Annotated in this window: 8 protein-coding genes and 1 tRNA gene; 3 read left to right on the top strand and 6 right to left on the bottom strand. The window is 74.1% G+C overall.

The annotated features are described in order from the left end of the window. Positions 1–324 precede the first annotated feature (324 nt). Both G3I41_RS22215 and G3I41_RS22210 read left to right on the top strand, forming a co-directional pair. Positions 325–1,107, top strand: coding sequence for an aspartate/glutamate racemase family protein (locus tag G3I41_RS22215; protein WP_164402163.1), 783 nt, complete (start codon positions 325–327; stop codon positions 1,105–1,107). Positions 1,108–1,210: 103 nt separating this feature from the next. Beyond that, positions 1,211–2,323, top strand: coding sequence for an LLM class flavin-dependent oxidoreductase (locus G3I41_RS22210; protein ID WP_164402162.1), 1,113 nt, complete (start codon positions 1,211–1,213; stop codon positions 2,321–2,323). A gap of 3 nt (positions 2,324–2,326) precedes the next feature. Here G3I41_RS22210 and G3I41_RS22205 read toward each other — a convergent pair whose 3' ends face one another. Further along, positions 2,327–4,117, bottom strand: a complete 1,791-nt coding sequence (locus tag G3I41_RS22205; protein WP_164402164.1) for an EAL domain-containing protein — start codon at positions 4,115–4,117, stop codon at positions 2,327–2,329. 512 nt (positions 4,118–4,629) lie between these two features. Here G3I41_RS22205 and G3I41_RS22200 point away from each other — a divergent pair. Next, positions 4,630–5,844, top strand: coding sequence for a M6 family metalloprotease domain-containing protein (locus G3I41_RS22200; protein WP_164402161.1), 1,215 nt, complete (start codon positions 4,630–4,632; stop codon positions 5,842–5,844). A 60-nt stretch (positions 5,845–5,904) separates the two neighbouring features. Here G3I41_RS22200 and G3I41_RS22195 read toward each other — a convergent pair. The 5 genes from G3I41_RS22195 to G3I41_RS22175 all read right to left on the bottom strand — a co-directional run. Further along, positions 5,905–5,978, bottom strand: a tRNA-Lys gene (locus G3I41_RS22195). After that, the gene (locus tag G3I41_RS22190) at positions 5,969–6,664 is read right to left on the bottom strand and encodes a bifunctional DNA primase/polymerase (RefSeq protein ID WP_164402160.1); all 696 of its coding nucleotides are present in this window, start codon (positions 6,662–6,664) and stop codon (positions 5,969–5,971) included. Before G3I41_RS22190 ends, G3I41_RS22195 begins: the two co-directional genes overlap by 10 nt. A 289-nt stretch (positions 6,665–6,953) precedes the next feature. Next, positions 6,954–7,295 carry a hypothetical protein gene (locus G3I41_RS22185; protein ID WP_164402159.1) on the bottom strand — a complete coding sequence of 114 codons (342 nt, stop codon included), beginning with the start codon at positions 7,293–7,295 and terminating at the stop codon, positions 6,954–6,956. 116 nt (positions 7,296–7,411) lie between these two features. Then, the gene (locus G3I41_RS22180) at positions 7,412–8,746 is read right to left on the bottom strand and encodes an AAA family ATPase (protein ID WP_164402158.1); all 1,335 of its coding nucleotides are present in this window, start codon (positions 8,744–8,746) and stop codon (positions 7,412–7,414) included. Next, on the bottom strand, positions 8,743–10,271 hold a 1,529-nt coding region (locus G3I41_RS22175), incomplete at its 5' end, for a hypothetical protein (RefSeq protein ID WP_164402157.1). The genes G3I41_RS22180 and G3I41_RS22175, both read right to left, overlap by 4 nt.

Below are 10,271 nucleotides of genomic sequence, written 5' to 3'. Positions count from 1 at the left end.
ATCACGAGGACCCGCCGGACAGGCCCTTGGCGCCTGCCCGATCCGGGGTTTCTATTCAGGAAGAGGACGCATGTAATCGAACGGTGGCCGGAGGGTGACCTTCCCGTGTCCACGCGCAGGCCGGATGGCGGGTTTGCGCGGGATGTCCGCGCGCCCCGGCTCCGTACCGCGACGGGTGCCCGTCCCTCCGCCGTTCATGCGCGCACGGGCCGCCCGGGGCGAGAACCGGGCCGGATGGCGGAATACTGGAACAGGAGCGGGGAAACCGGTCAGTGCCGTCGCGATCGCGTGCGGCACAGACGCAGGCGCAGAGAAAGGGTGGACATGACGACCGTCGGATTCCTCTACCCGGGCCACTTCGCCGAGGACGACTACCCGCGCATGGAGGTCCTCCTCGACAGCACCATCAGACTCGTCGTCCACCACACCGAGAGCCCGGACGCCACCTACCGCGAGGAGGCCCTGAGCGCGCTGGGCACCCCCGGCCGGCTCGCCGCGGGCATCGAGGAGCTGCAGCGCTCCGGGGTCCAGTCCATCGTCTGGGCCTGCGACGGCGGCAGCTTCCTGTACGGGTGGCAGGGCGCCCACGACCAGGTCGCGGCCCTCGCCCGGGCGGCGGGCGTGCCCGCGTCCAGCACCTCGATCGGCTTCGTGCACGCGGTACGGAAGCTGGGCGCCGAGCGCGTCGCGGTCGCCGCGAGCTACCCGGAAGCGGTGGCCGAGCGGTTCGCCGCGTTCCTCCGGGAGACCGGCTTGGAGGTGACCGGAACCCACGCGGCGGGCGTCACCGAAGCCGCCGAGGCCGCCTCCTGGGACGCGGGACGGGTGCTCGAACTGGCCAGGGCCGCCGACCGCCCCGAGGCCGAGGCCGTCCTGATCCCCGACACGGCCCTGCACACCGTCGCCCACCTCCCCGAGCTGGAGGAGGCGCTCGGCAAACCCGTCCTCACCGCGAACCAGGTGGCGGCCCGCGAGGCCCTGCGGCTGGCCGACCGCCCGGCCTGGGCGCCGCGGCTCGGGACGCTCTTCGCCCACCGCGAGCAGCCGCCGGCCCCGGTGAGCCGGGGCAGCGGGAGGGCGTACGCGCACGGGAGGAAGAGCGTGTAGGAAGAGGCGGCGAGGGCTGCGCCCGGAATAAACGGAGCCCTCCTCCTGTTCGTGCTCTCCGGACAGACGAGGCACTGAAGCGCACCACCGGAGAGGCCAGAACGTGGACGAGATTCGAGGCGAAGAGATCCAGGGCGACGAGATCCGCGGCAGGGTTCGGGGCACCGCCCCCGTGCCGCTGTCCGTGCTGGACCTGGTCACCGTCGGCCAGGGCCGCACGGCGAGCCAGGCCCTGCGGACCGGCGTGGAGATCGCCCAGCTGGCCGAGCGCCGGGGTTTCCACCGCTACTGGGTCGCCGAGCACCACTCGATGCCCGGCGTCGCCTCCTCGTCCCCGGCCGTGATCCTGGCCCACACCGCCGCCCGCACCGAGCGCATCCGGCTCGGCTCGGGCGGCGTCATGCTGCCCAACCACGCCCCGCTCGTCATCGCCGAGCAGTTCGGCACCCTGGAGGCGATGGCCCCCGGCCGCGTCGACCTCGGCCTGGGCCGCGCCCCCGGCACGGACGGCGCCACGGCGGCGGCGCTCCGGCGCACGGACCGGCTCAACGAGGGTGCGGATGACTTTCCGCAGCAGCTGATGGAGCTGACCCGGTTCCTGGACGACGACTTCCCCGACGGCCACCCCTACGCCCGCATCCACGCGGTCCCCGGACCCGTCCAGGCCACCGCCGAGGGCGGCGTCCAGTCCCCGGGGCGCCCGCCCATCTGGCTGCTCGGCTCCTCCGGCTTCAGCGCCCGGCTCGCCGGGGTGCTCGGGCTGCCGTTCGCCTTCGCGCACCACTTCTCGGCCCAGAACACCGTGCCGGCCCTGGAGCTGTACCGGGACTCCTTCAAGCCGTCCACGGTGCTCGACGCCCCGTACGCCCTGATCGGCGTGGCCGCGCTGGCCGCCGACGACGAGCGCGAGGCGCGGCGCCAGGTGCTGACCGGCGCGCTGTCGATGCTCCGGCTGCGGTCCGGGCGGCCCGGTCTCGTACCCACGCCCGAGGAGGCGGAGGCGTACGCCTTCTCCCCGATGGAGCGCGAGTTCGTGGACAACTGGCTGGTCAACATCGTCCACGGCACCGCCGACGAGGTCCGCTCCGGCCTGGACGACCTGGCCAAGCGCACCGGCGCCGACGAGCTGATGATCACCGCCAACGCCCACGGCGGCGAGGCCCGGCTGCGCAGCTACGGCCTGATCGCGGACGCGTACGGCATGCCCGAGGTGTAGGCGTCACACCCCCGGGGCGCGGGTCCCGATCAGTTCGGCGATGCGCTCCGGGGCGACCGCCCGCGAGTAGAGCCAGCCCTGTCCGGTGTCGCAGCCGATCCGGCGCAGCCGCTCGGCCTGGCCGGCGGTCTCCACGCACTCCGCGGTGACGGTCAGGCCCAGCCGGTGCGCCAGCTCCACCATGGCCTCGACGATCGTCTCGTCGGCGGGGCTGGGATGCGCGCCGTCCTCGTACCGGAAACCGCGTACGAACGCGCCGTCCAGCTTGAGCACGGACACCGGGAGGCGGCTCAGGTAGGCGAGGTTCGAGTAGCCGGTGCCGAAGTCGTCGATGGCGATGCGCACGCCCATGTCGCTGAGCGCCTGAAGGGCCCGCAGCGGGCGGCCGGCCGAGCCCATCACCGCGGACTCGGTCAGCTCCAGCTGGAGCAGCGCCGGGTCGAGCCCGGTCTCCGCGAGGATCTCGGCGACATCGGTGACCAGGTCGGAGTCCCAGACCTGGCGCACCGCGACGTTGACGCTGATGAACAGCGGCGGCCGCGCCGGGTGGTCCAGCTGCCAGCGCCTGGCCTGACGGCAGGCGGAGCGCAGCACCCAGCGGCCGAGCTGCACGATCGAGCCGTCCTCCTCGGCGATCGCGACGAACCGATTCGGCGAGAGCATGCCGAACTGCGGGTGGTTCCAGCGCACCAGGGCCTCGACCCCGCGCACCACCCCGTCGGCCAGGCCGACCAGCGGCTGGTACTCGATGGTGAACTCGCCGCGTTCCACGGCCGGGCGGAGCGTGGACGAGAGCGCCTGGCGGGTCATCCGGTGGGCGTTGCGCTCCGGGTCGAACAGGGTCCAGCGGGCCTTGCCGTCCGCCTTCGCCCAGTACAGCGTGGTGTCGGCGGCCTGCATGAGACCGGTGGCGGAGGTGCCCGCGACGGGCCGCTCCACCACCCCGATCGACGCCGAGACCGCCAGCCGCTGCCCGCCCAGGTCGAACGGCTGCTGGAGGGCGCCCAGCACGGTGCGGGCGAGGCCGGTCAGCTGCTCGGGGCCGGTGGACCCCTCGACCAGGACCGCGAACTCGTCGCCGCCGAGCCGGGCCACCAGCGGGGCGCCGGCCGGATACGCCCCTTCCTGCTCGGCGCAGTCCGTGAGGCGGGCGGCGACGGCCGCCAGCAGCCGGTCGCCGACGCGGTGCCCCAGGGTGTCGTTGACCGCCTTGAAGCCGTCCAGGTCCAGGTAGCAGAGCCCGACCCGGGAACCGGCGCCGTCCTCGTGCGGCGGGGTGCGCAGGGCCGCCGACAGCCGCTCGAAGAACAGCGCCCGATTGGGCAGCCGGGTCACCGCATCGTGCATCTGGAGGTGGCGCAGCCGCTTCTGGAGTTCGCGCCGGTCGCTGACGTCCGCGACGGAGAGCAGCACCTGACCGGGCGCGCCGTCGCGGTGTGCCTGCCGGGCGTCGGGCAGCGGTACGACGGTGATCTCGGCCCACAGCGAGCGCCCGTCGGGGTGCTTGAGGCGGCGGGTGCAGCGGAAGCGGGAGCGCCGGCCGTGCAGCACCTCGCGGTACGCGTGCCAGGCGCGGGCGTCCGCCGCGAGGTCGACCAGGTCGGCCGCCGACTGCGCGGTGAGCGCCGCCGCCCCGGTGCCCGCCAGTGCGCCAAGCGCCTCGTTGGCGGTGACGATCAGGCCCTCGTGGTCGACCACGGCCATCGGCAGGGCCGCGGCACGGAACGCGGCCCGGTAGTCGTGCGCCCCGGTGGCGGGCGCGGTGGGCGGCCACGTTCCGTGACTCTGCGTGATGCCGGGTCGCTGTGCGGAGGGCGCCTCGGGGTCCGGCCCTCCGGAGGTTGCGCTCACCGTTCGCTCCGCCCTGCAGTTCTGTCCCGGACGCCTCTGACCGGACTGGCCCGCCGCGTGGAGCGCCGTCGTCGGAGGCGGAATCCGCGCGGGAAAGCGAGGTGAAGCATAGAGGGCGCGTCCGGGGCCGATCCAGCGCCCCGGCCCTAGGGCACCCCGTTCGCGACTCGCACGGCCCATGCGGACGCCGATCCGGTTTGTCCCTGACTGATTCTTTCTGTGCACCTCTGTTCGCTCGGGCTGCATCGGTGATCGATTGTGACTGTCTGTGAAGAGCGTGGATGGGGAAGTGGGCGACACGGCTGGGGGAGTCCAGCATGACGAAACGGCCATAACGCTACAAAGTGGACGGAAGGGTTCCTGGGTCCGTGCCCCGTGCCGGAGCCATCCGCGGCCCTAGGTGTCCGCTCCCCGTACCGGAGGTAGATGTGCCGCGTCAGCCCGGGCCCTCAGGGGTGGAGAGGCCGAGTCCGCGCGGACTGGCCGCCGGGCTGGTCTCGCTGCTGGCGCTCGCCGCCACCTCCCTCGTCGCCGGGCCCGCCGCCGCCGCAGCCGGGGACGCCGCCCCCTGCGCGCTGCCCCGCACCCCCGCGCACCACTCCCTCGGCGTCGACCGCTGGAACGGCGCCTATCCGCGCCCCGACCACGCCCTGGACGCGGTGATGGTCTTCCTCTCGTTCCCGGACGCCGAGCCGGCCACCACCCCCGCCGAAATCGCCTCGGACTACTTCCCGTCCACCACGCGGTTCTTCCGGCGCGCCTCGTACGGGAAGTTCACGCTGCGCCCGCATCCGCAGCGGGAGTGGATCCGGATGCCGAAGCCCTCGACCTGGTACGGCATACGGCGCGACTGGGCCAGCGACCGGCGCAGCGCCTATCTGCGCGACGCCATCCGCGTGGCCGACGAGCGGATCGACTTCTCGCGCTACGACATCGTCTACCTCGTCGCGGACCCGGACGCCCCCGGCGTCGACTCGGACGCCACCAAGGTCGTCAACTTCGACCGGCCGCTGCACGCCGACGGTACGGACATCAGGCGCGTCGTCACCGTCTTCGAGCAGCACCCGCCGGACCACAACGTCCTCGCCCACGAGACCGGACACGTCTTCGACCTCCCCGACCTCTACCACCGGCCCACCGACGGCAAGGGCGACTGGGACACCTACGTCGGCGACTGGGACGTCATGGGCAGCCAGTTCGGCCTGTCGCCGGACCTCTTCGGCTGGCACAAGTGGAAGCTGGGCTGGCTGGACGACCGGCAGGTGGTCTGCGTCCAGAGCGACCGCGTCGTCACCCTCGAACCGATGGCCGACGTGCCCGTGCCCGGCGCCTCCCTCGGCACCCGGCTCGCCGTGCTCAGGACCGGCGAGGGCAGTGCGGTGGCCGTCGAGGCGCGCGGCTCCACCGGCAACGACCTCTCGACCTGCGCCGAGGGCATCCTGCTCTACCGGGTGCGCAACGAGACCCCGTCCGGCGGCGGCCCGGTCGAGGTGCTCGACACGCATCCGGACAGCGACGCCTGCTGGGAGCGCTCGGTCTACCCGCCGCTCGCCGACGCGCCGCTGCGCGTCGGCGAGACGTACTCCGTGCCCGGTGCGCACGCCACGGTCGAGGTGGCCGACCGGACGCCCTCGGGCGCGTACACGGTCCGCATCACCACCGGGACCTGACCGGACCGGCGCCGGACGACGAAGAAGCCCCCCGCTTCCGCGAGGGGCTTCTTCCGTCTGTGCGCCGCCAGGGACTCGAACCCCGGACCCGCTGATTAAGAGTCAGCTGCTCTAACCAACTGAGCTAGCGGCGCCTGCTGACGTCGTAGACCTTAGCACTCGGATCCGTGAGAGGAAAAATCGAAATCCGGGGCGTCGGGGCGGGCGCCGACCGGGCCACCCGGACGCACGCCCAGAGCAGCACGTCCGGCCCCGGGAGCCAGGGGGTCCGCGTGTCCGGAGCCACCAGCCAGCGGGGCCCCGTGTCGCTCTCTGTGCAGGTCAGGGGTGGGACCGTCACCGCGTCCCCGGTGCCGTGGCAGAGCAGCGGGGGCACCTTCGTACCACCGCCGTTCCGGCTCTGCGGGCCGCCGCCCCACTCCTCCCAGTCCAGCAGCGACGGCAGTCGCTGGGCCGTTCCGGGGGAGGCGAAGAGCAGCATCCGGCCCCGGTGCGAGGCGACCGGACCCGACCCCGGGCCGTCCGCCCACAGGTGCTCCAGCATCCGGCGCCCGAACAGCGTGGGTACGTTCACCACGTCGAACGCCGTGCCGCACGGCAGGACCCCGGGCGCCGTCGGGCGCGACTCCCACTGGGCCAGGGCGCTGCGCGGGTACGCCGTCGCCCCGGCCAGCCACGCGGCACCGGCCGCCGTGATCTGGGCCGTCTGGTTCCGCGCGGGCTCGCGCAGTGCCGAGAAGAGGTCGGCCTCGTGGCCGGCGGGGAGGCAGGGTCCGTCGCCGTGGTGCAGGGTCGTTTCGTCGGGCAGCCATGCGGTCATGTGCACAGGTCTACCCGGAGTGATCAACCGGATTCCGAGAGTTGCCGGAAATCGGGACAGAAGGACAGCGCGGGGAGTATGGTTCGCCCGGGCATATGCCGGTGGTGGTACCCGGGGGCCCCTGCCTAAGGGCTGTCCCGCAATTCCCGGTGGATCAGCGCGCGGCGTCAGATGCGGTGCATCGCAAGGCGGAGAGGCGCCCGCATACTGGACGTATTCGGGCGTTTCGACAACGCGGCGAGGTGCCGCAGCTGTCGTCGTGCGCCCGCCGGGAATTGCGGGACAGCCCTTAGGGCTGCGGAGTGTTCAGCAAACTGCGGCCGAACTCGACCATCTTCTTCGCGTAGTCCTCGGTCCACTCCGCGCGCCGCGCGATGTCCGCCGTCGTGAGCCGGTCGAACCGGCGCGGGTCGGCCAGCTGGGCCGCCGCTATCGCCTGGAACTCCACCGCGCGGTCGGTCGCGGCGCGGAAGGCGAGGGCCAGCTCCGTCGCCCGGCCCAGCAGCTCCTTCGGATCGTCCATCGACTCCAGGTCGAAGAAGTGCTCCGGGTCCGCGACGGCCGCCGCCGGCTCGAAGAGCAGGGGGGCGGGACGCAGCCGCCGCTGCTCACCTTGCTCGGGTTGTGCCATGTGGTCTTCCTCCTCGGACGGCCCGACGGCCACCCTCCCATTGTCCAGACCGCCGCAAGGGCGCGGTGGTCCCCGTCGCGGGGGCGTGCGCCGTCCGGGCCCCGCCCCCGGCGCACTCAACACCCCCAGCGCACCCGGTGTTCCGCCAGATGCGCCAGCACCGCGTGGTTCGCCTCCCAGCCGTCCGGGAACTTCACCGTGACGCCCAGCTGGACCGGCTCCGTCGACGGATGCTCGTCCAGCAGGTCCGCGACGCCCTCCCGGCAGACCACGACGCACGCGTGCCGGTGCCGGGACGCCAGGACGCACAGGCGGCCCGTCTCCAGGTGGAACGCGGTGGCGTCCGGCCGCCCCGACAGCGGGTGCAGCACCACCGTCACGTCGAACTCGCGGCCCTGGAGCCGGTTCGCCGTGTCGACCGCGACCCCCGACACACCCAGCTCCGCCAGCGCCGCGCGCACCGCCGCCGCCTGGTCGCGGTGGGCCGTGCCGACCGCCACCCGGTCCGCCGTCACCGGGGCCGGGTCCGGCGACCGCTCGCTGAGGGCCGCGCCGCCCCGGTCCAGCAGCCGCCGCACCACCAGGGCGACCGCCCGCACCGCCTCCGGGTCGGTGCGCGGGGTGTGCCGGGCCGGCAGTTCGAGCAGCCCCCAGCCCGACTCCGCCGCCTCGTCCAGCACCCGGTCGGCCGCCGACCCGTCCGACGCCACCCCGAAGGACAGCCGCCGGTCCCCGTGGTCCGTGCCGCTGCGGAACGGGGTGTACGGGTAGAACGCGTCCGACACCAGGGGCGCCGCCGACGCCGGGAGCCGCCAGGAGACCGGCAGCCGGTGCTGCGGCAGCTCCGGATTGTGCGCGAGCAGCGTGCTCACCGCGCTGGCCGACGGGTCGTAGCTCAGCCCCGCCCACTGGTCGGCGCCGACGATCGAGAACGGGTCCAGCTGGCCCGGGTCGCCCACGAACAGCGCCCGCTCGAAGAGCCCGGCCACGGCCAGCAGCGCGTCCGAACGCATCTGGTACGCCTCGTCGACGATCGCGTGCCCCCACGGTTCCACGTTCTTCACGTGGGCCCACTTCGCCGCCGTCGAGATGACCACGTCGAGCCCGGCCAGATCCGCCGCCTTCGCCGACTTGCGCACATTCGCCAGGCCGTCGAGCACCTTGTCGTACGGATCGGAGTCGCTGCTGTGCAGCCGGCCCACCGGCAGCCCGGGGTCCTTCTCCGCCAGCCGCACCACCAGGTCGTCCACCTGGGCGTTCGTCTGGGCGACCACCATCAGCGGCCGGCCCGCCGCCGCCAGCTCCAGCGCCGCGCGCACCACCAGCGTCGACTTCCCCGCCCCCGGCGGGGAGTCCACGACGACCCCCCGGGCCGTGCCGTTCAGCGTGTCGTCCAGGATCCTCGCGGTGGCCAGGCCCGCCGCCGCGCCCGGGTCGAATACGGCCGTCACAGAACGTCCTCCGGGGTCACGGGGTCGGGCAGCTCGGCCGCTTCGAGGCCGCCCGGCGGGCCGCCGTGGGTCCACGGCGTCTCCTCCGCGTCCGGCAGCTGCGGCCCGCCGCGCTGGTCGTGCTCGAACAGGGTCCAGGCGATCCGGTCGCCCGCCTCCGGGACCGACCCCGGGGCCGGCTCCTTGCCGCGCCCCATCCGGTCCGTGATCCGCAGCACCAGCGCCGGCCCGCCGCCGTCCTCCCCGTCCACCGGGCCGTACGCCACGAACTCGGCGGTCTGCGGCTTGCCGTCCAGCGAGCGGTAGACCTTCACCCCCGCGCCCAGCTGCGGCCGCTCCTCGGTGCGGACCGTGACCAGCGGGCGCGGCGAGGGCCGCTTCGACTCGCTGTACGCCATCTCCACCGCGCTCACCTCACCGATGAACGCCTCCCCGGCGAGCCGGCGGCCCGCCAGGACGAGCGGATCGTCCAGCGCCTCCTGCGCCTCCAGCTGCGCCTGGGCCGTCTCCCGGGCGGCCAGCTTGCGGGCGGCCGTCACCGCGTCGTCCCGGCGCGGCTGGGGCGGCTCACCTGAGCGCACCCGGTCGCGGTGGGCGGTGAACGACCAGCGGTCCCGGGTCCAGCGGTCCTCGGTCCTGGTCCCCTCGGGCAGCTCCCGCAGCAGGTCCAGGCCGTGCCACACCGCGTCCCAGGTCGGCAGCAGCACCCCGGCCAGCAGCGCCCGGATCCCGCGCTCGGCCCCGGACAGCTCGGCCAGCCGGGCATCGGCCGCGAGCCCGTCCTCGGCCGCCGCGAACGAGGCGCGCGCCCGGTCGTACTTCTCGATCGCCGGGGCCAGCAGCCGGTTGTCGAAGTCCGGATCGGTCGCCGGGCCGGCCGGCGGACACAGCAGCTGGCCCGCCGCGTCCCGGGCCAGCTCGGCCCGGAGCGCCGCCTCCGCACCGGATTCACCGGCCGGTGGGTCGATCCAGGCGAGCAGGGCCCCCAGATGCTGGTCCTCCAGATTCGACTGCCCGGTCGCCCAGTGCCGGTTCAGCAGGTCCGTGCAGGCCAGCAGCAGGGACGAGCCGGGGACCCGGGCCCGCTCCCCGTAGTGCGTCAGCCAGCGGCCGAGCAGCGGGACCCGGGCGGGCGCCGGATAGGGCGTGTCCGGGTCGTCCTCGGCGGTCCGCCGGAAGCGCATGGAGCGGCCGAGCAGCCGGACGAACTCGATGCCCGCCCGGCTCGGGACGACGATCTGCGCCGCGTCCACGCACAGCTCCGTCTCGACCTTGACCCGCTTCCCGGTCGCCGGATCCGTCTCGTTGCGCTCGGCGGGCTCGACGACGTCCGCGTACGCCTCGATGTGCGGCAGGACCGCCTCGGCCAGCTCGGCGAGGAACGCGAACCGCAGGTCCCGGTCGCGCGGCTGGGCGACGGCCAGCAGCCGGGGCGCCTCCCGGTCCGTGCCGACGAGCGCGCCGAGCGGGGCGCCCGCCTCGCCCGCCGTGGTCAGGGGCACCAGCACGAGCGGCCGTTCGGCCA

This window comes from Streptomyces sp. SID9727 (assembly GCF_010550605.1).
In the GTDB taxonomy this organism is placed as follows: domain Bacteria; phylum Actinomycetota; class Actinomycetes; order Streptomycetales; family Streptomycetaceae; genus Streptomyces.
The sequence above is the reverse complement of the archived record's forward strand: the minus strand, read 5'-3'. Positions and strand labels throughout refer to the sequence as shown.

Coding starts and splice junctions, on each gene's coding strand:
- G3I41_RS22215 (WP_164402163.1), top strand. CDS start 325: ATGACGACCGTCGGATTCCTCTACCCGGGCCACTTCGCCGAGGACGAC.
- G3I41_RS22185 (WP_164402159.1), bottom strand. CDS start 7,295: ATGGCACAACCCGAGCAAGGTGAGCAGCGGCGGCTGCGTCCCGCCCCC.
- G3I41_RS22190 (WP_164402160.1), bottom strand. CDS start 6,664: ATGACCGCATGGCTGCCCGACGAAACGACCCTGCACCACGGCGACGGA.